At 60.2% G+C, this 21,513-nt stretch carries 21 protein-coding genes; 8 read left to right on the plus strand and 13 right to left on the minus strand.

Going from position 1 to position 21,513, the window contains the following annotated elements; translation table 11 throughout:
* Positions 1–50: 50 nt before the first annotated feature.
* Positions 51–1,178 carry a cytochrome c oxidase subunit II gene (gene coxB, locus ACZZZ4_RS09380; RefSeq protein ID WP_463547692.1) on the minus strand — a complete coding sequence of 376 codons (1,128 nt, stop codon included), beginning with the start codon at positions 1,176–1,178 and terminating at the stop codon, positions 51–53.
* A 370-nt stretch (positions 1,179–1,548) separates the two neighbouring features.
* Here coxB and ACZZZ4_RS09385 point away from each other — a divergent pair, with 370 nt between their 5' ends.
* On the plus strand, positions 1,549–2,199 hold the full coding sequence (locus ACZZZ4_RS09385; protein ID WP_463547693.1) for a hypothetical protein: 651 nt from the start codon (positions 1,549–1,551) through the stop codon (positions 2,197–2,199).
* Positions 2,200–2,335: 136 nt separating this feature from the next.
* Here the strand turns inward: ACZZZ4_RS09385 and ACZZZ4_RS09390 are convergent, their stop codons facing one another.
* From ACZZZ4_RS09390 to ACZZZ4_RS09400, 3 genes are all read right to left on the minus strand, one after another.
* Positions 2,336–3,862 (minus strand): SulP family inorganic anion transporter, encoded by a 1,527-nt coding sequence (locus ACZZZ4_RS09390; protein WP_463547694.1) that lies wholly within the window; start codon positions 3,860–3,862, stop codon positions 2,336–2,338.
* Positions 3,863–3,952: 90 nt separating this feature from the next.
* Positions 3,953–4,681: a carbonic anhydrase gene (locus ACZZZ4_RS09395; RefSeq protein ID WP_039757106.1), complete on the minus strand. Its 729-nt coding sequence runs from the start codon at positions 4,679–4,681 to the stop codon at positions 3,953–3,955.
* Positions 4,682–4,918: 237 nt separating this feature from the next.
* Complete coding sequence (locus ACZZZ4_RS09400) at positions 4,919–5,977, minus strand: PA0069 family radical SAM protein (RefSeq protein WP_463547695.1); 1,059 nt, start codon at positions 5,975–5,977, stop codon at positions 4,919–4,921.
* Positions 5,978–6,212: 235 nt separating this feature from the next.
* Between ACZZZ4_RS09400 and ACZZZ4_RS09405 the strand changes: the two genes are divergently transcribed.
* Entirely contained in the window at positions 6,213–6,515 is a 303-nt protein-coding gene (locus ACZZZ4_RS09405; RefSeq protein WP_039757104.1) for a hypothetical protein, read from the plus strand.
* Positions 6,516–6,585: 70 nt separating this feature from the next.
* On the opposite strand, the gene ACZZZ4_RS09410 is transcribed toward ACZZZ4_RS09405, so the two are convergent.
* The 3 genes from ACZZZ4_RS09410 to ACZZZ4_RS09420 are packed head-to-tail and all read right to left on the minus strand — an operon-like array spanning position 6,586 to position 10,433.
* Entirely contained in the window at positions 6,586–7,887 is a 1,302-nt protein-coding gene (locus ACZZZ4_RS09410) for a c-type cytochrome (protein WP_463547696.1), read from the minus strand.
* Positions 7,888–7,899: 12 nt separating this feature from the next.
* Positions 7,900–9,684, minus strand: coding sequence for a GMC family oxidoreductase (locus ACZZZ4_RS09415; protein ID WP_463547697.1), 1,785 nt, complete (start codon positions 9,682–9,684; stop codon positions 7,900–7,902).
* A gap of 2 nt (positions 9,685–9,686) precedes the next feature.
* Entirely contained in the window at positions 9,687–10,433 is a 747-nt protein-coding gene (locus ACZZZ4_RS09420) for a gluconate 2-dehydrogenase subunit 3 family protein (protein ID WP_039757101.1), read from the minus strand.
* A 279-nt stretch (positions 10,434–10,712) separates the two neighbouring features.
* Between ACZZZ4_RS09420 and ACZZZ4_RS09425 the strand changes: the two genes are divergently transcribed.
* Positions 10,713–11,360: a phosphatase domain-containing protein gene (locus ACZZZ4_RS09425; protein ID WP_039757100.1), complete on the plus strand. Its 648-nt coding sequence runs from the start codon at positions 10,713–10,715 to the stop codon at positions 11,358–11,360.
* Between the two features lie 5 nt (positions 11,361–11,365).
* On the opposite strand, the gene ACZZZ4_RS09430 is transcribed toward ACZZZ4_RS09425, so the two are convergent.
* From ACZZZ4_RS09430 to prlC, 3 genes are all read right to left on the minus strand, one after another.
* Positions 11,366–13,393, minus strand: coding sequence for a M3 family metallopeptidase (locus ACZZZ4_RS09430; protein WP_463547698.1), 2,028 nt, complete (start codon positions 13,391–13,393; stop codon positions 11,366–11,368).
* Between the two features lie 113 nt (positions 13,394–13,506).
* Entirely contained in the window at positions 13,507–13,797 is a 291-nt protein-coding gene (locus tag ACZZZ4_RS09435) for a YheV family putative zinc ribbon protein (RefSeq protein WP_039757098.1), read from the minus strand.
* Positions 13,794–15,845, minus strand: a complete 2,052-nt coding sequence (gene prlC, locus ACZZZ4_RS09440) for an oligopeptidase A (protein ID WP_463547699.1) — start codon at positions 15,843–15,845, stop codon at positions 13,794–13,796. Before prlC ends, ACZZZ4_RS09435 begins: the two co-directional genes overlap by 4 nt.
* An 89-nt stretch (positions 15,846–15,934) precedes the next feature.
* Between prlC and ACZZZ4_RS09445 the strand changes: the two genes are divergently transcribed.
* Together ACZZZ4_RS09445 and ACZZZ4_RS09450 are read left to right on the plus strand one after the other, a co-directional pair.
* Complete coding sequence (locus ACZZZ4_RS09445) at positions 15,935–16,480, plus strand: gamma carbonic anhydrase family protein (RefSeq protein ID WP_016772314.1); 546 nt, start codon at positions 15,935–15,937, stop codon at positions 16,478–16,480.
* Positions 16,481–16,508: 28 nt separating this feature from the next.
* The gene (locus ACZZZ4_RS09450) at positions 16,509–17,159 is read left to right on the plus strand and encodes an HAD family hydrolase (protein ID WP_463547700.1); all 651 of its coding nucleotides are present in this window, start codon (positions 16,509–16,511) and stop codon (positions 17,157–17,159) included.
* A 99-nt stretch (positions 17,160–17,258) separates the two neighbouring features.
* Here ACZZZ4_RS09450 and ACZZZ4_RS09455 read toward each other — a convergent pair whose 3' ends face one another.
* On the minus strand, positions 17,259–18,350 hold the full coding sequence (locus tag ACZZZ4_RS09455; RefSeq protein ID WP_463547701.1) for an aminopeptidase: 1,092 nt from the start codon (positions 18,348–18,350) through the stop codon (positions 17,259–17,261).
* A 58-nt stretch (positions 18,351–18,408) separates the two neighbouring features.
* Between ACZZZ4_RS09455 and ACZZZ4_RS09460 the strand changes: the two genes are divergently transcribed.
* Positions 18,409–18,831: a PA0061/PA0062 family lipoprotein gene (locus ACZZZ4_RS09460; protein WP_415760926.1), complete on the plus strand. Its 423-nt coding sequence runs from the start codon at positions 18,409–18,411 to the stop codon at positions 18,829–18,831.
* Between the two features lie 40 nt (positions 18,832–18,871).
* Complete coding sequence (locus ACZZZ4_RS09465) at positions 18,872–19,291, plus strand: PA0061/PA0062 family lipoprotein (protein WP_310409597.1); 420 nt, start codon at positions 18,872–18,874, stop codon at positions 19,289–19,291.
* A 4-nt stretch (positions 19,292–19,295) separates the two neighbouring features.
* On the opposite strand, the gene ACZZZ4_RS09470 is transcribed toward ACZZZ4_RS09465, so the two are convergent.
* Together ACZZZ4_RS09470 and ACZZZ4_RS09475 are read right to left on the minus strand one after the other, a co-directional pair.
* A complete protein-coding gene (locus ACZZZ4_RS09470) occupies positions 19,296–19,535 on the minus strand; it encodes a DUF1161 domain-containing protein (protein WP_125917048.1) in 240 nt (79 codons plus the stop codon).
* A gap of 240 nt (positions 19,536–19,775) precedes the next feature.
* Positions 19,776–20,207, minus strand: a complete 432-nt coding sequence (locus ACZZZ4_RS09475; protein ID WP_463547702.1) for an OsmC family protein — start codon at positions 20,205–20,207, stop codon at positions 19,776–19,778.
* A gap of 240 nt (positions 20,208–20,447) precedes the next feature.
* Between ACZZZ4_RS09475 and ACZZZ4_RS09480 the strand changes: the two genes are divergently transcribed.
* Positions 20,448–21,449 (plus strand): LLM class flavin-dependent oxidoreductase, encoded by a 1,002-nt coding sequence (locus tag ACZZZ4_RS09480; protein WP_415760925.1) that lies wholly within the window; start codon positions 20,448–20,450, stop codon positions 21,447–21,449.
* Positions 21,450–21,513 lie beyond the last annotated feature (64 nt).

A 21,513-nucleotide genomic window follows, 5' to 3' on the forward strand; every position in this document is an offset into this window, starting at 1 on the left:
GGCCAGGGCGCGCTGCCCCGACCGGTTCACTGAATACGCAATTGACCGGCTCATTTGCTTTCCGCCTGTTTCAGCTCCAGCACTTCTTTTGGCGTGACCATGTCGCCCTTGTTGTTGCCCCAGGCGTTACGTTCGTAAGTCACGACCGCTGCGATATCGACTTCCGACAGCTGCTTGCCGAACGCCGCCATGGCGGTGCCGGGTTTGCCGTGGTAGACGATGCTCAGGTGATCCTTGATCGGCCCGGTGGCGATTTTCGAGCCCTTGAGCGCCGGGAACATCGGCGGCAGGCCCTGGCCTTCGGCCTGGTGACAGGCCACGCAAGTGGTGTGGTAAACCTTGTCGCCGCGCTCCTTGAGTTCGTCGAGGGTCCATTCTTTGCTGGTCAGTTCTTTAAGTTGCGCGGCCTCGGCCTTGCGCTCGGCGAGCCATTTTTCGTAGTCGGCCTGTTCCTTGACCTCGACCACGATCGGCATGAAACCGTGATCCTTGCCGCACAATTCGGCGCACTGGCCACGGTAGAGACCGGGCTTGTCGATGCGCGTCCAGGCTTCGTTGACGAATCCGGGGATCGCATCGCGCTTGACCGCAAACGCCGGCACCCACCAAGAGTGAATGACATCAGCCGAGGTCACCAGAAAGCGCACCTTGGCGCCGATCGGCAGCACCAATGGCTTGTCGACTTCGAGCAGGTAATGCTCGCCCTTGGCTTGCTTGTTGTGAATCTGCTCGGCGGGGGTGGCCAGGTTGCTGAAGAACTCGACGTCCTGGCCCAGGTATTTGTAATGCCACTTCCACTGATAACCGGTGATCTGGATATCGATGTCCGGCTCGCTGGTGTCGTACATCTTGATCAGCGTTGCGGTGGCGGGAACGGCCATGGCCACGAGGATCAGCAGCGGCACGATGGTCCACATGATCTCGACGCCGGTGCTTTCGTGGAATTTCGCGGCGACCTGGCCGGTGGAGCGGCGATGCACCATCATCGACCAGAGCATGGCGCCGAAGACGATGATCCCAATCACCACACAGATCCAGAAAATGGTCATGTGCAGGTCGAATACTGCGTGACTGATTTCAGTCGCTCCAGGCGCCATATTCACAGTCCAGGCTGCATTGGCCTGGCTGAAAATCGACCACAACAGGAGGCCCATCCAGACATGTGGATGTCGCATCATTGCGGGTTCCCCTTATCGTTCTTGTTATCCCGCCGGCGTATCGCCTGCGGCAAGGGAGCGGCTGCATCAGACTACGAACTTGAATCGCCGGGCCTTGCTGCGGGTGCAGTCGGGCGTCATCAGCTAACTCCATTCATTGGCGAGTATAGACAGCGTCCGGGAAATGCAACTGGCGCACGTAAATGAGCTGAAACAACCGCCGCTTGCGTTCAAGTGCCCGAATGGAGAAGGATGCAGACGAGTGGTGGCAAATGGATATAACGCAGCTGCATCAAGGATGAAATAATTATGACAAATGCGTCTTAGCGTTTTTCGTAAGCCAGCTAAGTTATGTCTTCCCTATTTCATTGCCTTGTTTCCTGGAGTTTTCATGAACACCGCCGCATTGCGCGAGCAGATCCAAAAAGCCCAACAGCACGAAAAAGACACCGGCCTGCTGACCCGTCAGCTGGAAAGCAAGCTGCCTCACCTGCACCCGGCGATCCAGTTGCCGGAAGCCGACGCCAATGGTGTGCTGACACGTTTTGTCGCCGCCTACATTGATGAAGTACCTGACCTGCTGGATGCAGCCAATGAAGTCGCCAGGGAAGCGGGTATCGAATCGCAGATCAAACCGGTACTGAAAATCGCCGAGCAGTATTTCCTCCAGCCGCCGGCGATCATGGCCGGACACGTCGGCCTGGACAGCCTGCTCGACGAGGCCTATCTGGCGCACCGTTTTGTCGAAGAGGTCAACGACCTGTACATCAAGCATTTCGGCCAGCCATTGATCCCCTTGGACATGACGGTCGCCAACCTGATTGCTCACCAACTGATCGGTGAGGCATTCGCCAACCAACTGGACGAAGCGGTGCATCACGCGATCGACGAGATGCTCAACGACGAGAGTTTTGCCCTGGAATCGGTAGAAGCCTACCGCGAAAAACTCAGCAGCCCGGACACCGGCGCGGCGTGGAAACGCTGGCCGTGCATGAGCCGCCGCTTGGGTGTGGGGCTTGAGCTGGATCAGCCTGCTGCCTGATTTTCTTGTGTCATAAATCCAGTGTGGGAGCGAGCCTGCTCGCGAATGCGGTCGATCATTCAACATCTCTGTTGGCTGATGTTCCGTTTTCGCGAGCAGGCTCGCTCCCACAGGGTTTGCGTTTTGAGGTCGACTTCTAACCCGCCGCACCAATCCCGGTATTGGTCCGCACCCGGCCTTCCAGCCTGCGCTTCAACCCACGCGATTCGATCAGCAGCTTCGACCCGTTCGCTGCATTCGCCCGGCCCCATTCCTCAAGCAACTCGAGACAGGAATGGTCGATGTAGCTCAGGTTATTCAGCGGCACATGCACCGTCGTGCCGTGAGGAATGCTGCCCAGCACCTGGGTCAGCGCCGGCACTTTGAGGAACGTCGCCGCGCCGACCAGGCGCAATTCCATCTCACCGTCCTGCGGCAGGTCGATCAGGCTGATCTTCAGGCGCGAAGCCTTGAACGCCAGCTTCAACATGGTCAGCCCGAAGCCGATCAGCACACCGGTGAGCAGGTCAGTGAAGATGATCGCCAGCGCCGTCGCAGCGTAGGTGAACATCGGCATCCGCCCGTATCGACCCAGACCACGGAAAGCTTTCAAGTCGACCAGTTTGAAACCGGTATACACCAGCACACCCGCCAGACTCGCCACCGGAATGCTTTGCAGCACGCTCGACAGCAACAGCACGAATGCCAGCAGCCACAGACCATGGAAAATCGTCGAGTAACGCGTGGTCGCACCGGCCTGAACGTTGGCCGAACTACGCACGATCACCCCAGTCATCGGCAGCGCGCCGACCAGGCCGCAGAGCATGTTGCCGACACCTTGCGCCGACAGCTCTCGGTCGAAATCCGAACGCACACCGCTGTGCATGCGGTCCACCGCTGCGGCGGACAACAGGGTTTCGGCGCTGGCGATAAACGCCACGGCAAACGCGGCAATCAGCAGTGTCGGGTCGGCCAGGCTCATCAGGTCGGCAGGTTTGAGCCAATCGATCGCCTCGGCCAGATTTGCCGGTACCTCAACGCGTTTGACCTGCAACGCCAGCATCAGGCTCGCCACCGTCGCCAGGCCCACACCGAGCAATGCGCCGGGAATGAAGCGCAGCGAATGCGGGCGGAATTTTTCCCAGAGCCACATCACCGCAATCGTCGACAAGCCGAGCAGACCCGCCTGCCAGCCGAACGACGGCAAGGCTTGCGCTACGGCCGAGGGGAACGCCGTGAGGTTGTCGAGCCCGGAAGGCTGCGGCTTGGCATCGAGCATTACATGGATTTGCGAGAGCACGATCAACACGCCAATGCCCGCGAGCATGCCGTACACCACCGCTGGCGCCGTGACCCGGAACCAGCAGCCAAGCTTCAGGCGCCCGGCGACCAGTTGCAGAAAACCGGCAAGTAGCAGAATCGGCCCGAGCATCTCCATGCCATGCTGGCGCACCAGTTCGAACACCAACACCGCCAGCCCCGCCGCCGGTCCGCTGACCTGCAACGGCGAACCCGCCAGCCAACCGACCACCAGACCACCGATGATACCGGTGATCAGACCCTTGGCCGGCGGCAGCCCTGACGCAATCGCGATGCCCATGCACAGTGGCAGGGCGACCAGAAACACAACCACGGAAGCGAGCAGCTCCCGTGGCAACACAGCTTTCAATTGAGCCGCACGCATGGCGATTCTCCCGAAGTTTTCTTCAGGCGTGGCGAGGCCGGGCCGCTGAATCAGCGGCCGGCGTCATACCACACAGATTGTTGGGAAGATTTAGAAGCGCGCTTTGGGCGTCGCCACAGGAATCGGATGGCTGCCGTCGAGAGGCAGGAAACGACCCTGGTCCGCGTCGTAAGCTTTGATTTCGCTGGTTTCGATGTTGTAGACCCAGCCATGGATGAACAGATGACCGTTCGCCATGCGCGAGGCTACCGAAGGATGGGTACGCAAGTGCTGCAGCTGGGCGATGACGTTTTCCTCGGTGAGGATCGGCATGCTTTCTTTTTCGTCGGTGCAGTTGCAGTTGTCGTGCACCATGGTTTTTGCGACTTCAGCGTGGCGCAGCCAGGCTTTGACCGTGGGCATTTTTTCCAGGCTGTCGGGGTTGAGTACCGCACGCATGGCGCCGCAATCGGAGTGGCCGCAAATGATGATGTGTTGCACGCCCAGCGCCAGTACCGCGTACTCGATCGCGGTGGAGACGCCGCCGTTCATCTGACCGTAGGGCGGCACCACGTTGCCGACGTTACGGGTGACGAACAGATCGCCCGGCGAGCTCTGGGTAATCAGCTCGGGAACGATGCGCGAGTCGGCACAGGTGATGAACATCGCCTTGGGCGCCTGGGCGGTGGCGAGCTTCTTGAACAGTTCTTCCTGCTGCGGAAAAACGTCATGATGAAAGCGTAAAAAGCCATCAACGATCTGTCGCAGTGCTGCATCGGCGGATTCCGCTTCAGGGGTTTGCGCCGAGGCAGCCAACGACTGTTTATCCTTGTCACTCATGATTCATCCTCTTGTGCGGATTCAGGGAGTCTTCCCCGGTATTCCGGTATGAAGCCAGTGGCTGTTTAAACCATCCGGGTCATCCCGACCCGTCAGTCACTCGATGAACAAGGTAGCCGCCGAAACTTAACTGAAACTGAATCAAACGCTCTAGAACGTGTGTTCCAGGTCACAAAAAACGTGACCGGCGTGTTTCGGCGGAAGGATTCCAACCCGTCAACCCAAAGCCAATTGTCGCTAAATCAACGACATCTGGCGACCCGGCGGACAGAAGGACGTGCAGTCGAGGTTATAGCCCTCGCGTTTGTTCAGACCAAGCTTTTTGATGGCCTTGGCAAATCTTTGTGCGAGCAGGTCGGCAAACGGCCCCTCACCACGCATCCGCGCGCCGAAACGGCTGTCGTAGAGTTCGCCGCCGCGACTCTGGCGGATCAGGCTCAGCACATGGGCGGCACGCTGAGGATAGTGCGCCTGCAACCACTCCTCGAACAGGGGCGCGACTTCCAGCGGCAGGCGCAGCATCATGTAGGCAGCGCTTTGCGCACCGGCAGCGTAGGCCTCGGAAAGCAGGCTTTCGATTTCGCTGTCATTGATCATCGGAATCATCGGCGAACACAGCACGCCGACCGGAATGCCTGCTTCGCGCATCACCCGGATCGCGCGCAGGCGTGCCTTGGGTGCAGCGGCGCGCGGTTCGAGGATGCGTTTGAGTTCGTCGTCCAGGGTGGTCAGGCTGATCATCACCGACACCAGCCGTTGCTGCGCCAGTTCGGTGAGCAAATCGAGATCGCGCAGAATCAGCGAGCCTTTGGTGACGATGGTGACCGGATGGCGATAGCGCAGCAGCACTTCCAGCGTCTGTCGGGTGATTGTGTATTCGCGCTCGATCGGCTGATACGGGTCGGTGTTGGAGCCCAGATTGATCGGCGCACATTGATAGCCGGGTTTGCTCAGCTGTTCTTCCAGGACCTGGGCGGCATTGGTCTTGGCGATCAGCCGGGTTTCGAAGTCAAGGCCCGGCGACATGTCCCAGTAGGCGTGGCTGGGTCGTGCGTAGCAATAGATGCAGCCGTGTTCGCAGCCGCGATAGGGATTGAGCGAACGGTCGAAGGGCAGATCCGGCGAGGTGTTGCGGCTGATGATCGATTTGGCCTTTTCGATGATCACTTCGGTGTTTTGCGTCGGCGGTACTTCCTGATACCAGCCATCGTCCTCGGCCACCGAACGGCTCGGCGCAAAGCGGTTGTGCGGGTTGGTTGCGGTGCCGCGACCGCGGGGCGGAACTTGGATGATCATCGAACGAGCCTCGCTTCTGTATATGCATACAGTATCCGAGGGCGCGCGCTGTGATCCAGTACCGTTCAGCGATGCTTTGCCAATAGTGATACCGCACAGCGTTTCACTGACCAATTTTAATCAGGTCACGACAAGTCAGGATACAGATGCCTAATTGCTGAACTCAGGTCCCCTATATAGGCTCTGGAACTCCCGGCGACAGACTCCGGGCAACTAATTAAAAGGATTTGATTGAATGTCTTATTTGAATCAACGCGGTGTTTTTCTGCAAATGATGCAGCCGAGCATCACCGACTCCAACACTATTGTTTCGCTGCAACTGGCACGCAAGGAGCTGGGCTGGAATGCAGAGCAGCAGCTGTCGACCGAAGCACTGGTCGATTCGATTTACGTTGTGGCGGTATCGGCTGACAAGGGCAAAACGTTCACCATTCGCACTGACAAGAAAGATGTCGATGGCGACGGCGATATTGATAGCGATGACAAGGCAAAGTTGATCGCACTGGCCAAAGCTTATGTGGCCATCATTAACCCGTAAGCAGAAGTAATTGCCACAAATAAATTAATAAAAGCCCCCTGCATGCTTACATCATACAGGGGGCTTGTTTTTATTGATGTTGGGTAACCTGGCCGAGATCATCTCCGGAGGTGTTTTGCATATCTTCGCTGCGCAGATGCGCAACGTCTTTGGCACTGACCGGCGCGCCCTGGTTACCCCAGCTGCCCCGAATGAAGCTCACCACATCCGCGACTTCCTGATCCGACAGGCGCCAGGCGAAACCGGGCATGGTGAAGGTCGACGGCGCGGTGTGCGTGGCCGGCAAGGTTCCGCCCTTGAGCACGATATGAATCAGCGAGGTCGGATCGTCCGTTTGCAGCACTGGATTGCCCGCCAGCGCCGGGAACACGCGGGTGTAGCCATGGCCGTCGGTGCGGTGGCAGGCCGCGCAGTTGTCGATGTACACCGACGCGCCGCGTTGGCTGTCATCACCGTTCCACAGCTCTTTGGCAACTTTCTCGTCGTACTGATGCGGCTGATCCGCCGGATCATTGGCCGGTAGCGATTTGAGATAGCGGGCAATCGCGGTGAGGTCGGCGTCGCTCATGTACTGCATGCTGTGGGTCACCACATCACTCATGCCGCCGAACACCGCACTGCGATCACTGCGCCCGGTCTTGAGGAACTGCACCAATTGCTCTTCGCTCCAGCTGCCGAGGCCATCCTTGTGATCGCCGCGCAGGCTCTTGGCGATCCAGCCTTCCAGCGGTGCGCTGCCGGCGAGGAATTCGCTGCCGTCCGCTGCGCTCAGGGATTTTTCCTGCATGGTCAGCGCGCGCGGGGTGTGACAGGCGCCGCAGTGGCCGAGGCCTTCAACCAGATACGCGCCGCGATCAATCACCGGATCGTCCGACGTGGTCTGGTAATCCTCGACCTTCGGCGCGAACAGCCAGCGCCAGCCCATCAGCGGCCAGCGCATGCTCAACGGCCACGGGATATCGCTGGCCTTGTTCGCCTGCGCCACCGGTTCGACGCCATGCATGAAATACGCATACAGCGCCTGCATGTCGGCCTGGTTGACCCGCGCGTAGGACGGATACGGCATCGCCGGGTAAAGCGTGCTGCCGTTTTTGGCCACACCATGACGCACGGCCTGATCGAAGTCTTCGAAGCTGTAATCGCCAAGGCCGGTCTTATCCGGGGTGATATTGGTCGAGTAGATCGTGCCGATCGGCGTTTCCATCGGTAGGCCGCCGGCGAACGGCTTGCCGCCCTTGGCCGTGTGGCAGGCCACGCAGTCGCCGGCGCGGGCCAGGTATTCGCCGTGCTTGATCAGATTTTGATCAACGTTGGCCGCATAGACTGCCATGCTGCCGAGCAGGGCGAGGGTGGCGATAACGAAATTTTTCATGGTCATCGCTCCTTAAGCCTGAACCAGCGGGCCGGGGTTTTTCAGATATTGCTCGCGGATCGCTTTCGCCGACCAGTAGGTCAGCGCCGCCACCAGACCGGTCGGGTTATAACCCAGGCCCTGCGGGAACGCCGAGGCGCCCGGGACGAACACGTTATGCACGTCCCAGCTCTGCAAATAGCGGTTCAGCGCGCTGGTCTTCGGATCGGTGCCCATGATCGCGCCACCGTTGAGGTGGGTGGTCTGGTACGAGGCGGTGTTGAAGTGGTCGCCGACTTGCTTGCCGATCACTGAAATGGCTTTCGGGCCCATGGCTTGGGCGATCTTGCCCATCTTCTCGACCATGAAGCGGTTCATCTTGATGTCGTTTTCCTGCCAGTCGAAGGTCATGCGCAGCAGCGGCAGGCCGTAGGCATCGCGGTACACCGGATCGAGATCGAGGTAGTTGCCACGGTAGGACTGATGCGCGCCGTGGGCGTCCATTGACACTTGGTGGGTGTAGTAATCGGCGGTGGCGCGTTTCCACGCGCTGCCCCAGGCCGGTGTGCCGGGCGGGTTCGAGGTGCCGGCAATCGGTCGGCTGCCGGCCTGGTTGACCCACATCGGCGAGCCGCCGACGAAGCCGTGCGGGCCGTGGTCGAAGTTGTCGGCGTTGAAATCGTCCACCGCCACGCCGTTGCCGCCGGCGCCGATGAAGTTGTTGGTGTGGGTGTCCTTGTCGAAGAACGCCTTGATGGTGGCCATGTTCTGGTAGGCGAAGTTACGTCCGACCACGCCTTCGCCGCTGATCGGGTCGTACGGTTTGCCGATCCCGGAAAGCAGCATCAGACGCACGTTGTGCAACTGGAATGCGCCGAGGATCACCAGATCCGCCGGCTGCTCGATCTCGCGGCCCTGGCCGTCGATATAAGTGACGCCGGTGGCTTTGCTTTTCGTGCTGTCGAGATTGACCCGCAGCACATGGGAGTTGGGGCGCAGTTCGAAATTCGGCAGGGGCTTGAGCGCCGGCAGAATGTTCACGTTCGGTGAGGCCTTGGAATACATGTAGCAGACGTAGCCGCTGCAGAAACCGCAAAAGTTGCACGGACCCATCTGGGCGCCGTAGGGATTGGTGTACGGCCCCGAAGTATTGGCCGAAGGCAGGTTGTAGGGTTTGTAACCGACTTCTGTAGCCGCTTTGCCGAACAGTTGTGCGGATACGGTGTTCTTCTGCGCTTGAAGCGGGAACGGGTTGGAGCGATCCGGCGCGTATGGGTTGCCGCCCTTGCCCTGACCGACCAATTGGCCTTTCACCGTCCAGGCCTGGCCGGAGGTGCCGAAGACTTTTTCCGCGAAGTCGAAAAACGGTTCCAGCTCTTCATAGCTGACGCCGAAATCCTGGATGGTCATGTCCTTGGGGATGAAGCTCTTGCCATAGCGTTCTTCGTAATGGCTGCGCATACGCAATTCGATCGGGTCGACACGAAAGTGCACGCCAGACCAATGCAGCCCGGCGCCGCCGACGCCATTACCCGGCAGGAACGCGCCCAGTTGGCGGTTGGGCAGGGCGATGTCGTTGACGCTGTGGCGAATGGTCACCGTCTCTTTGGAGATGTCCTGAAAGAGCTTTTTCCGCACGCTGTAGGTGAGTTCGTCGATCACCTGCGGATAGTTGCCGTCGGGGTAAGTGTCCTGCATCGGCCCGCGCTCCAGCGCCAGCACGTTGAGACCCGCCTCGGTGAGTTCCTTGGCCATGATCGCGCCGGTCCAGCCAAAACCGACGATGACTGCATCAACCTTCTTCATTACCGTTGCCATGCTTACGCCCTCTCGCCGCGAATCGACACTGCCGGGAAGGGGTATTGCTCGTTGCGTTCCACCCAATCCATGAAATCGGCGCGGGCGCCGGGGAAACCGATCATGGTCCAGCCGACCATGCCTTTGTTGCCACCGTGGATCGGGTCGCAGAAGAAACCTTCCTTGGTGTTTTGCAGCAGCAGATTGAAGAAGATCTTCGCTGGCACCGCAGCGAACTGCGGCTTGCCGGCTTCAAGTTGCCTGAGCAAATCGTCTCGGGTAGCGCTGTCTTGCTCGGCAAATGTTTTACCGCTGAGACCTTTTACCCACTGATCCGTGGCGGCGATGCCGAGGCGATAGATGTCTTTGGGCACCAGTTTGCTCTGCCAGCCCATCTCCGGCGCAGCGTCGGCATTGAACGGGCCTTGCATGTACCACAGGGCACCGGCGGCGTACGGGGTGTTCATCTGGCGGTCGATGTATTCCGGCACACCGGCTTCGAGCGCGCCGGGGCCTTGCGCATCGTTGGGGATCAACTGCGCGACGGCGGCGTTGATGAATGCCCATTCTTCAGCGGTGAAAAAGCTCGGCTGATAATCGCCTGCGGTGGCAAGGAGAGGTTTCGGCGCGGCAGGCGCTGGCGCACTTTCAGGGGCGGCTTGCAGCACGCTGCTGCCCAGGCCGGTACCGGCAAGGGTGACCACCGGAATCAGGGTCAGGGATTTGCGCAAGAACTCACGCCGCGGGTTGTCTCGATCTTGATCAGACATGGGGTACCTCATCAGGCATAGAAGTCAGCCGCTTCTGCGAGCAGCTCGAGGAATATTGCGTCGCGGTGACGGGTGTCTGTCCCGGTAAAGGAGCGCCACGTCTGCAACATCATGTGACAAATGGTAGCAGGCTAAGCATCAAGAAAAACCGTTTGCACGGAAAAAAGCCCGGCGAGGCGACGATTCACATTTCTTTGACGGCCGGCTCACGGCGCATTGACCGCCGAACGTCGAAGCTGAGATTCCTTCCATGAAGATTGCCGAAACGGTCAGCCCAGCATGTCTCGAGTGCGCTTTTTCCCCGCTTTGTGTTTTTCGCTTGTCGCGCTGTTGCATGGCATGGCCGCCCGGGCGGCCGACGCAATATCGCCCCGCCCGGCCGATTGGGCGCAGCCGGTCGAGGCGCAGTTCAACCTGTTCCGCATGTCGCCGACCCTGTATCGCAGTGCCCTGCCGAGTCGTGGCGCGGTGCCGTTGCTGAACAGTCTGCATGTCGTCACAGTGATCAACTTCCTGCCTGAAACCGATAGTGACTGGCTGTCCACGCCCGGGGTCAAGCAGGTGCAGTTGCCGTATCGCACCAATCATGTCGACGACAGTGATGTGCTCAAGGCCCTGCGCGCGATTCAGTCCGCTGAAGCTGATGGCCCGGTGCTGATGCACTGCAAGCACGGTTCTGACCGCACCGGACTGATGGCGGCGATGTACCGCGTGGTAGTGCAGGGCTGGAGCAAAGAGCAGGCGCTCAAGGAAATGACCGAGGGCGGTTTTGGTGACAGCCAGCATTTTCACGACAGCGTGCGTTACGTGATGCAAGTCGACGTTGACCGATTGCACGAGGCGCTGGTCAATGGCGAATGCAGCACCAGTGCATTCGCCATGTGCTCGATGAAGAGTTGGTTCGACTCGGCGCACGTCCAGCGTTGATCGGCTCAGTCTGGCAGCGCCGCGAAGAGCTCAGGGTTGATCGGCTGGCCGAGAAAAGCGTGCAGCGCTTCGGGCAGCGATTTCATGTCAGCCGAAAGCAGCGTTTCACGCAGATCGCGGCCGGTCTGCTCGTTGAACATGCCTTCGCGTTCGAAGCGTTTGAATGCCTCGCTCGCCAGCACGCCTGACCACTTGTAGGCATACAACGAAGCTTCGTAACCGGTCGCAAGATAGTCGCAGCTGTTGGCGAAGCGGCATTCTGCCGGCAGTTGCAAATGAGGGAACACGCCTTGAACCTCATCGAATACCTGCTGAACGCTGCGCCCGTCGCCCTGACTGCGGTGCAGCTCGAAGTCCAGCAGTGCGCTCATCAGCAGCATTGCCGTGTCTCGACTGCGCTGAGCGCCGAGAGCAAGCAGTGCACGGTTGATCTGCGCTTCGCCAAGACGCTCGCCGGTTTCGTGATGCGTGCCCAGCCAGCGCAGGAATTCCCCTGACCGCGCCCAGTGTTCGAACAGTTGACCGGTAAATTCGGCCGCGTCGCGGCTCAATTGCGATATGCCTGACAGGTTGTAATGAGGCGAGCGCGTCAGCACGTGATGCAGGCAATGCCCGAACTCGTGCAGAAGCACGCGCAGGTCCTGGTGAGAAAGCAGATCGGGGTGGCCGGCAGCGGCAGCGGTGAAATTACTTTGCAGCGAGGCGATCGGCAGTACCGGCCGGCCTTCGGCGGTGATGCGCCGATTGCGCAGCACACCGGTCCAGGCGTAATCGCTGCCAGTGTCACGATGGAATGGGTCGATGTAGATATAGCCGATCGGCTGCCCATGCTCACTGACCTCGAATAATCGAACCTGATCATCGAGGCGTTCGCCCTGCGGGTCCTCAACAAGGGTGATGCCGAACAGATGCTCGCCGAACCGGCACAGGCTGCGCAGAGTGGCATTGAGCGGGAAATACTCGCGAAGGTCATGAAGTGCCCCGTCCAGTTGCTGCAGGCGCAGCTGTTCCGCGAGGAAGTCCTGATCCCACGCCTGCACCTGCGCGATGCCCCACTGGCGGGCGAAGACTCGCAGTTCTGCGGTGTCACGCGCCAGTTGCGCGGCATTGAGCGCGATCTGTTGATGCAGGAAACGGCTGACCTGATCGGTATGCGTGGCCATGCGGTTGTGCAGGCGCAATTGGGCGAAATTGTCGAAGCCCAGCAACTTTGCCTTCGCATGCCGCGAGATCAACAGCCTCGCCAGTACAGGCTCATTGTCGAAGCGCCTGGCCGTGGGCCCCTGATCCGAGGCACGGGTGTAGTAAGCCTTGAAATACTCCTCTCGCAATGCGCGGTTCTGCGCGTGGGTCATGATCTGTTCGAAAGTGTGCTGATTCAGCGTAAGCCGCCAGCCGGAAAGCCCAGCCTGTTTGGCGTTGGCAGCCAGATGCGCTTGCACATCGGGCGTCAGCCCTTCCAGCACAGTCTGATCATCGATGTGTTTGTACCAGGCGGCGTTGGCTGCGGCGAGGTTGGCCAGAAAGCGCTTTTCCTGCAGGTCGATGTCCTCGTTCAACTGCGCCAGCTGTGCTCGCTGCGCTGCTGGCAACTCAGTGCCGGCCAGACGAAATCTGCGCAGGATTTTCGCCAGCGAGGTTTTGCGCGAATCACTGAAGCTGGCGGCAATCGAGCTCTTTGCCAACCGCTGATAGGTTTCGAGCAACCCCCGATGACTGCTCCTCGTCGCGCTGAATCGTGCTGCGGCATTGCTGCTCAGTGTGCTCTGCAGTAACCAGTCGGCATCGTCGGAGTGGATCACCGTCAGGAACTCGATGATCGCCATGGTTTCCGCCAGGCGCGCGTCGGCTTCATCAATGGCAATTACCACGTCGTCCCAGTTGGGATGATCGACCTGATTGGCGATGACGTTATCGATAATCAGCAGGTTGTCGGCAACGATGTACTCGACAGCCGGCAACAAATGCTCGGCGCGTACCGCCGACCAGGGCGGCAACTGCCAGTGTTGCAGGAGAGGATTGATGTCAGGCATGGCGTCTTCCGTGAGAGAGGGCTGGATTGACCAGCCTAATCAGGAAGCGCAGGGGCGCGGTGGTAGATAGTTACCGCCACCTGCCGATGGTCATCGGCAGGTGGCGGTAATTGTCACTGCTGCTCGTCGGGCTTTTTCTTCAACTTGGGGTTGGGGAAGAACTGCACGGCCTGGACCGTTTTGTCGGCGGCAGGCTTGAGCGCGCTGGTATTGACCCGCGTGCCCAGCTCTTTAGGCACCGACAACCCCTGCTCGTTGAGGGTGTCGGAGTAACCGCAGGCCACGCATTCGCGGTGTGGCACGCCGTCCTCGTTCCACATCATCAACTTGTCCGGCTCGCTGCACGCCGGGCAGACTGCCCCGGCGATGAAGCGCTTCTTGGTGATCACAGGGCCTTCGCTCATGCTGCCGCGTCCTCACTCAGACCGCTGTGGCGCAACAGCGCGTCGATCGACGGCTCACGGCCACGGAAGTCGACGAACAGCACCATCGGTGCCTGCGAGCCGCCGCGCGCCAGAATCGCTTCGCGGAAGGCGCGACCGGTTTCAGCGTTGAGCACGCCGTGTTCTTCGAACTTGGAGAAGGCATCGGCGGACAACACTTCAGCCCACTTGTAGCTGTAGTAACCGGCCGCGTAACCACCGGCGAAGATGTGCGCGAAGCTGTTGGGAAAGCGGTTGTAGGCCGGTGGACGCATCACCGAGACCTCGTCACGTACGCCCTCGAGCACTTGCGCCACGCTACGGCCATCGCCATGGGTGGCGTGCAGTTCGAAGTCGAACAGCGAGAACTCCAGCTGACGCACCATCATCAGGCCGGACTGGAAGTTCTTCGCCGCGAGCATTTTTTCCAGCAGGTCCTGCGGCAGGGGTTCGCCGGTCTCGTAGTGGCCGGAGATCAGTGCCAGGCCTTCCGGCTCCCAGCACCAGTTTTCCATGAACTGGCTCGGCAGTTCGACCGCATCCCAGGCCACGCCATTGATGCCGGAGACGCCAGCGTGTTCGACGCGGGTCAGCAGGTGATGCAGGCCGTGGCCGAACTCGTGGAACAGGGTAGTCACTTCATCGTGGGTCAGCAGCGCAGGCTTGCCGCTGTCGGCCGGGGTGAAGTTGCATACCAGATTGGCGACTGGGCTTTGCAGCACGCCGTCGACGGTGCGGCGACGGTCGCGGGCGCCGTCCATCCACGCGCCGCCACGCTTGTTGGCGCGGGCATACAGGTCGAAGAAGAAGCGGCCGACGTGCTGGCCGTTTTCCTTGATCTCGAACAGGCGTACGTCCGGGTGCCAGGTGTCGAAGTCTTTCTGCTCGGCGATCTCGATGCCGTACAAACGCTGGACAATGGCGAACAGGCCGCTGAGGACTTTATCGATCGGGAAGTAGGCGCGCAGGGTTTCCTGAGCGACGCTGTAGCGTTGCTCGCGGAGTTTTTCGCCGTAGAAACCACTGTCCCAGCTTTGCAGATCGGCGCAGCCCTGTTCGGCGGCGTAAGCGCGCAGCTGTTGCAGATCCTGCGCGGCGAACGGCTTGCTGCGCTGGGCCAGATCACGCAGGAAGCTCAGTACCTGATCGCTGGATTCGGCCATTTTCGTCGCCAGGCTCAGCTCGGCGAAACTGGCGAAACCCAGCAGTCGGGCCAGTTCCTGACGCAGGTCGAGGATCTCTTCCATCACCGGGCCGTTGTCGTTCTGGCCGGCATTCGGGCCTTGATCCGAGGCGCGGGTGCAGTAGGCGGCGTAGACTTCTTCGCGCAGCGCACGGTCTTGCGCGTAGGTCATCACCGCGTAGTAGCTGGGGAATTCCAGGGTGATCAACCAGCCATCCAGACCTTTGGCCTGCGCGGCGGCAGCCATCTGCGCCTTGGCCGAATCGGTCAGGCCGGCGAGGGCGGCTTCGTCGGTAATGTGCTTGGTCCAGGCCTGCGTAGCGTCGAGCAATTGGTTGGAGAAGCGGCTGCCGAGCTCGGACAATTTGCTCTGCACTTCGGCGTAACGCTTCTGCTCGGCTTCCGGCAGGTCGATACCCGACAGGCGGAAATCGCGCAGGGCGTGTTCCAGGATGGTTTTTTGCGCGACGTCGAAATTGGCAGCTTCCGGACTGTTGGCCAGCGCTTCATACGCCTGGAACAGTTCGCGGTTCTGGCCCATTTCGGTGGAGTAGGCGCTCAGGGCCGGCAGGCACGACTCGTAGGCTTCGCGCAGTTCGGCGCTGTTGCACACGGCGTTAAGATGGCTGACCGGGCTCCATGCCGCACCGAGACGATCGTTGAGTTCGTCCATCGCCAGCACCAGACCGGCCCAGGTCGGGTCCTTGCCCTGGGTCTTGAGAATGTCGGCGATGGCGGCGCGGTTGTCCGCGAGGATGGTTTCGATGGCGGGCAGGACGTGTTCGGCACGGATCGTGGAGAACGGCGGCAGGTCGTAGGACTGCAAAAGAGGGTTGTTCACGCTCACGGTTGGCACCTTGGCTGGAAGAAACATGCGCCCATCTTAATTACAATCGACACTCACCGCAGCTATCGGCGACAGAGAGAGAACTAATCGTGTCCCTTCGCAAATACCAGAATCACACCCCCCGCCTGAGCAACGGCGCATTCGTCGACGGTTCGGCGGTGGTGATCGGCGACGTCGAAATTGGCGCAGACAGCTCAGTCTGGCCGCTGACGGTGATCCGTGGCGACATGCACCGCATCCGCATCGGCGCGCGCACCAGCGTGCAGGATGGCTGCGTACTGCACATCACCCACGCCGGCCCGTTCAACCCGGACGGTTTTCCACTGCTGATCGGCGATGACGTGACCATCGCCCACAAGGTCATGCTGCACGGCTGCACCGTTGGCAGCCGCGTGTTGATCGGCATGGGCAGCATTGTCATGGACGGCGCCGTGGTCGAGGACGACGTGATCATTGGCGCTGGCAGCCTGGTGCCGCCGGGCAAGCGCCTGCAAAGTGGCTTCCTGTACGTCGGCAGCCCGGTCAAGCAAGTGCGCCCGCTGACCGATAAGGAAAACGCCTTCTTTACTTACAGCGCGGCGAATTACGTCAAGCTCAAGGACCTGCATCTGGCCGAAGGCTACGACCAGCTCTGAATCGCCCTACACCTGCCCGGGAATTTCCATGCATTACCAGACCGTACTGTTCGACCTCGATGGCACCCTGACCGACCCGCGTGAGGGCATTACCCGCTCAATTCAATTTGCCTTGGCCAACCTCGGCATCGACGAACCGGACCTGAGCAAACTGGAACACTTCATCGGTCCGCCGCTGCTGCAAGCGTTCATGCAGTTCTACGATTTCGACGAGGCCAAGGCCTGGGAAGCGGTGAATTTCTATCGCGAGCGCTTCAAGGTCACCGGGCTCTACGAGAATCGGGTGTTCGACGGGGTGACGCCGTTGCTGGAAACCTTGAGCGGGCAGGGGCGGCAGTTGTACATCGCGACGTCCAAGCCGTGGGTATTTGCCCGCGAGATCGCCCGGCACTTCGACTTCGCCCGGCATTTCAAAATGATCTACGGCAGCGAACTGGACGGCACGCGCACCAACAAGGTTGAGCTGATTGCGCACCTGCTTGAGGAAGAACGCCTCGACCCGGCGCAGACCCTGATGATCGGCGATCGCAAGCATGACCTGATCGGCGCCCGCAGCAACGGCTTGGATGCAGCGGCGGTGGGCTATGGGTTTGGCAGTTTCGAGGAGTTGAATGCCGAGGCGCCGGCTTATCACTTTGAAACCTTGGACGAGTTGCATCAGGCGTTTTTGCAGCGCTGATCAGATGGCTATCGCTGGCAAGCCAGCTCCCACAGGTTAGCGATATCTTCAGGCTCACCGCTGCCCTGTGGGAGCTGGCTTGCCAGCGATGAGAGCCGTTCAGCCGCTGGAGGACTCAGGAATGGCCAAGGCCCTCAAAGCCGCCTTGCGCTCATCAACCGGCAATCGTCCCAACCGCTCAACCTCGGCATAAAACCTCGGCCAATCCCCACCCACCTGCCGGAACACGGCCGCGAACGCCGGCACCCACTGGTCATACAGCCCGAACGGCAACAGTCGCGCGTTGTTCAGCGGCGCGTTGACCCAGGCGTCATAGCGCTTGTCCCCGGCCCACTGACTGTCGCGCATGACCCGATACTCCCGGCGCAAGCGCTCGAACTCCGCCGCTTTGCGCTCTCGCATCTGCTCGACCGACAGTGGCTGCGCATACAGCTTCTCCAGTCGTGAGCGCGTGGCGAGTACCAGTTCGATGAACTGGTCACGCTGCTTGAGCCTGGCATCCGACTCCGCCGGCAAGCCGCGAAACGCCCGCCACTGCCGCGTCCCTTCCTGCTCGACAAACGTGGCAAATGACTCGTTGAACTCGGTGTCGTCCTTTACATAGAACTTCTGGTGCGCCAGCTCATGAAAAATCAGCGTGGCCAGCCGCTCATCGCCCCAGCCCATCATCGAATTGAGGATCGGGTCATTGAACCAGCCAAGCGTCGAGTACGCCTCGACCCCGCCGATCGACACGTCCATGCCCTGCAAGCGCTGAAGCGCCGCTTCGCCACGGGCGGCGCTCTGGCTGTAGTAGCCGCGATAGGCCACGCAGCCGGCAATCGGGAAGCAGTGATTCTGCGGCGTGAGGGAAAACTCTGTGGTGGCGAACACGTTCCACACCACGAACGGCCGGCCAAGGTCGGCGTACAGGCGATAGCTCTGGTTGTCCGGCAGGTGCAGATGCTCGCTGGCGAACGCGCGGGCCTTTTGTGATTGAGCCAGATGCGCGCGCAATTTGGCATCGCGGCTTGGGTCGGCAATGACTTGCTCGACCGGCTCCCGCGCGCGCAGCAACTGCAATTGTCCGCTGGCCAACTGGCTGTAATAGCTGACGCTGGCGCAACCGTTGAGCAACAAAAACAACACACCCGGAAACAAAATCGGAAAAACGCGATCAAGTAACCCAAGGCTGGAATACGGCCTGATCAAAATAAGAAATTCCCCGGAAAGTCTGCCCCAAGACTATCCCGCCTCAAGGAGCACCGCTATGCGCATGTTGATGCTGACAGGAGGCCTGCTGACGCTGGCCGGTTGTGCCGGATTCGGAATGCCCGACCCCGACCCTTCGCAAGCCTGGATCGATCTCGACGCCCGCCAACACGACACGGCACTGCAAGCCGTGCAAGTCGATGCCACACAGGCTGTCGACAAACGTTATTTCGAAGTGCAGCCCGGCAGCCATGAGCTGAAGGTGCGCTATCAGTTTCCGGTCGAAGCCACCAACATCGGCCCGACTGCCGAACCGCTGTGGCGCGATTGCCAGTTGAGCGTGAAATTCAAGGATTTCAACGCCGGCCAGCGCTATCAGTTGCAGGCGGGCAGCATCGGCTTCCGGCCTTGGGCCAAGCTTTATGACGAACAGCGCAAGGTCGTCGGTCGGGGTACGCCGGCGGGCTGTCAGAGCAGTTGATCGGCGCTATGCTGGCTGTTAAAACCTGCGGATATCCACCATGCGTACCTTGCTGCTGTTGTTCGTTGTCGGTCTCGTCGCCGGTTGCCAGACGCCATTGCCACCGGTTGACCCGCACATGGCCTGGGTCGACTTCTCAACGCCAAGCCCCGGCGGCAAGTTGCTGATGGCCGAGCGCCTCGACAACCAGCGCTTGAACGACGGGCGCTTCTTCCAGGTGACGCCCGGCAGCCACGAGCTGCGGGTGCGTTTTGACTTCGAAGTGTTTGGCGGCGGTGGCAGTCTGCTCACCGGCCCGGTCGAGCGTTTGTGTTATCTGACGATCCGCTACGACCACTTCGAAGCCGGCCAGCGTTATCTGCTGGAAGGACGTTCGTTGGCATTCACGCCGAGCGCACGTTTGTACAATGCCAAACGCGAAATCGTTGCTGAAGACCGCGAGTTCAACTGCATCATCTAGCGCTTCAGCTGTCGTTTTTCTGATAGATGATGCGCTTGGTGCCGTTCTCGCAAGAACCGACGATCATGGCTGAGTCGTGCTGCTTCGCCTCTTCGGCCGTGATGATTTCCAGTGTGTATGAGGGAATGGCCTTCGCCTGGATCTTGATCTCGATTTCCTTTCTGAGCTCTTCGCAGTCCTTGGGGGCTGCGAAAGCGGACGTGGCCAGTGCACTGCAAAGGATCGCCAAGCCAATACGTTTCATCGATGAAGCTCCTTGAGGCAGCGCGCACGGGTGTGCGCTGAAGCTGCTGTCGATTATTCGACCACATTTTTACAGAGCGGGTTCTGACTTTGCTCACACCTTGTATTAATTGCCGGCCGCTGAGCTGGTTTCGAGATTGCCTTCGCGAGCAGGCTCGCTCCCACACCGGATCTGCGATGTGCACAAATCCCCTGTGGAAGCGAGCCTGCTCGCGAACGCGTCAGCGCTGCAAACGCCGAATCAGCTGACCAGCGAAGCCTCAAGGGTGATCTTCGCATTCAGCACCTTGGAAACCGGGCAACCTTCCTTGGCCTTGTTGCTCAACTCCTCAAACTGTTGCTGAGTTGCGCCCGGGATCTTCGCCTTGAGAATCAGCTTCACCGCAGTGATCGCGAAGCCGCCGTCAACCTGATCGAGAGTAACTTCAGCGTTGGTGTCGATGCTGTCTGCCTTCAGGCCGGCGTCGCCGAGAATCATCGAAAACGCCATGGAGAAGCATCCTGCGTGGGCCGCGCCGATCAGTTCTTCCGGATTGGTGCCCTTGCCGCCTTCAAAGCGCGCCTTGAAGCCGTACGGTGCGTCGCGCAGTACGCCGGTTTCGGTGGAGATCGAGCCGAGACCGGTTTTCAGGTCGCCTTCCCAATGCGCCGATGCCTTTTTCACGATAGCCATGTCTGCCTCCTCAAATGTGGCGCGGAACGCCGCGCCGTCGCGGTTTTTACTAGCAAGGCTTCTGAGGATAGACGGCAGAACAAAGTTCAGCCTGGCTGAATCGTTGACTTTTTTAGTAGGAAATTTCGTTGCTGCTATTGAATCTCGGGTATATGCCCTCATTCCATAAAACACGCTTATGGATTTGGCAGGTTTTCGTTTGCAAGAAAAACCTGCCTCCCCACCCGGAGATGCAGGTTCATGAAAAAACTGTCCGACGTTAAATTTTCCACCCTCGACCTGGTGCCGGTGCGCGAAAACGGCAGCGCGGCGCAATCGCTGCACAACTCGCTGGACCTGGCGCAGCATGCCGAGAAATTCGGCTACACAAGATTCTGGGTCGCCGAACACCACAACATGGACGGCATCGCCAGTTCGGCCACTTCGGTGTTGCTCGGCTATCTGGCTGGTGGCACTTCAACGATCCGTGTCGGTTCCGGCGGGGTGATGCTGCCCAATCATGCGCCGCTGGTGATTGCCGAGCAGTTCGGCACCCTCGAGAGCCTGTACCCGGGACGCATCGACCTGGGTCTGGGCCGCGCGCCCGGCTCGGACCAGATGACCGCCCGCGCCTTGCGCCGTGAGCGCTCGGGCAGCGCTGACGACTTCCCTGAAGACGTCGCCGAACTGATGCGCTACCTCGGCCCGCGCACCCCTGAGCAACGGGTGATCGCCATGCCCGGCACCGGCACCAACGTGCCGATCTGGCTGCTCGGTTCAAGCCTGTTCAGCGCGCAATTGGCGGGTGAGCGCGGCTTGCCTTACGCCTTTGCCTCGCACTTCGCGCCGCGCTTCATGCACGAGGCGATTCGCATCTACCGTAACCACTTCAAGCCGTCGGCGGTGCTCGACAAGCCGTACGTAATGCTCGGCGTGCCGTTGGTGGCAGCGGATACCGATGAGCAAGCCGATTACCTGGCGACGTCGGTGTACCAGCGCATTCTTGCGTTGATGCGTGGCCAGAGCCTGGTGCAGCGTCCGCCAGTGAAAACCATGGACGGTCTGTGGCTGCCCCATGAACGTGAAGCGGTGGGCGATTTCCTCGGCCTCGCCATGGTCGGCGGCCCGCAGAAGATCCGCGCCAGGCTTGAGGTGTTGATCGAGCAGACCCAGGCGGACGAGCTGATTTTCACCTCTGACCTGTACGAGCATGCGGATCGCGTGCATTCCTACGAGCTGCTGGCCCAAGTCATGAAGGGATAAAGCGCACTTTTTTAGGAGTGAGCCTGCTCGCGATGGCATTTCTTCAGTCACAGCATTTGTGACT

It is taken from the genome of Pseudomonas sp. AC252, from assembly GCF_979258105.1.

Bases quoted from the DNA above. Each gene is read 5' to 3' on its own strand.
- coxB (WP_463547692.1), bottom strand. From the start codon at position 1,178: ATGATGCGACATCCACATGTCTGGATGGGCCTCCTGTTGTGGTCGATT.
- ACZZZ4_RS09385 (WP_463547693.1), top strand. From the start codon at position 1,549: ATGAACACCGCCGCATTGCGCGAGCAGATCCAAAAAGCCCAACAGCAC.
- ACZZZ4_RS09390 (WP_463547694.1), bottom strand. From the start codon at position 3,862: ATGCGTGCGGCTCAATTGAAAGCTGTGTTGCCACGGGAGCTGCTCGCT.
- ACZZZ4_RS09395 (WP_039757106.1), bottom strand. From the start codon at position 4,681: ATGAGTGACAAGGATAAACAGTCGTTGGCTGCCTCGGCGCAAACCCCT.
- ACZZZ4_RS09400 (WP_463547695.1), bottom strand. From the start codon at position 5,977: ATGATCATCCAAGTTCCGCCCCGCGGTCGCGGCACCGCAACCAACCCG.
- ACZZZ4_RS09405 (WP_039757104.1), top strand. From the start codon at position 6,213: ATGTCTTATTTGAATCAACGCGGTGTTTTTCTGCAAATGATGCAGCCG.
- ACZZZ4_RS09410 (WP_463547696.1), bottom strand. From the start codon at position 7,887: ATGAAAAATTTCGTTATCGCCACCCTCGCCCTGCTCGGCAGCATGGCA.
- ACZZZ4_RS09415 (WP_463547697.1), bottom strand. From the start codon at position 9,684: ATGGCAACGGTAATGAAGAAGGTTGATGCAGTCATCGTCGGTTTTGGC.
- ACZZZ4_RS09420 (WP_039757101.1), bottom strand. From the start codon at position 10,433: ATGTCTGATCAAGATCGAGACAACCCGCGGCGTGAGTTCTTGCGCAAA.
- ACZZZ4_RS09425 (WP_039757100.1), top strand. From the start codon at position 10,713: ATGTCTCGAGTGCGCTTTTTCCCCGCTTTGTGTTTTTCGCTTGTCGCG.
- ACZZZ4_RS09430 (WP_463547698.1), bottom strand. From the start codon at position 13,393: ATGCCTGACATCAATCCTCTCCTGCAACACTGGCAGTTGCCGCCCTGG.
- ACZZZ4_RS09435 (WP_039757098.1), bottom strand. From the start codon at position 13,797: ATGAGCGAAGGCCCTGTGATCACCAAGAAGCGCTTCATCGCCGGGGCA.
- ACZZZ4_RS09450 (WP_463547700.1), top strand. From the start codon at position 16,509: ATGCATTACCAGACCGTACTGTTCGACCTCGATGGCACCCTGACCGAC.
- ACZZZ4_RS09460 (WP_415760926.1), top strand. From the start codon at position 18,409: ATGCGCATGTTGATGCTGACAGGAGGCCTGCTGACGCTGGCCGGTTGT.
- ACZZZ4_RS09465 (WP_310409597.1), top strand. From the start codon at position 18,872: ATGCGTACCTTGCTGCTGTTGTTCGTTGTCGGTCTCGTCGCCGGTTGC.
- ACZZZ4_RS09470 (WP_125917048.1), bottom strand. From the start codon at position 19,535: ATGAAACGTATTGGCTTGGCGATCCTTTGCAGTGCACTGGCCACGTCC.
- ACZZZ4_RS09475 (WP_463547702.1), bottom strand. From the start codon at position 20,207: ATGGCTATCGTGAAAAAGGCATCGGCGCATTGGGAAGGCGACCTGAAA.
- ACZZZ4_RS09480 (WP_415760925.1), top strand. From the start codon at position 20,448: ATGAAAAAACTGTCCGACGTTAAATTTTCCACCCTCGACCTGGTGCCG.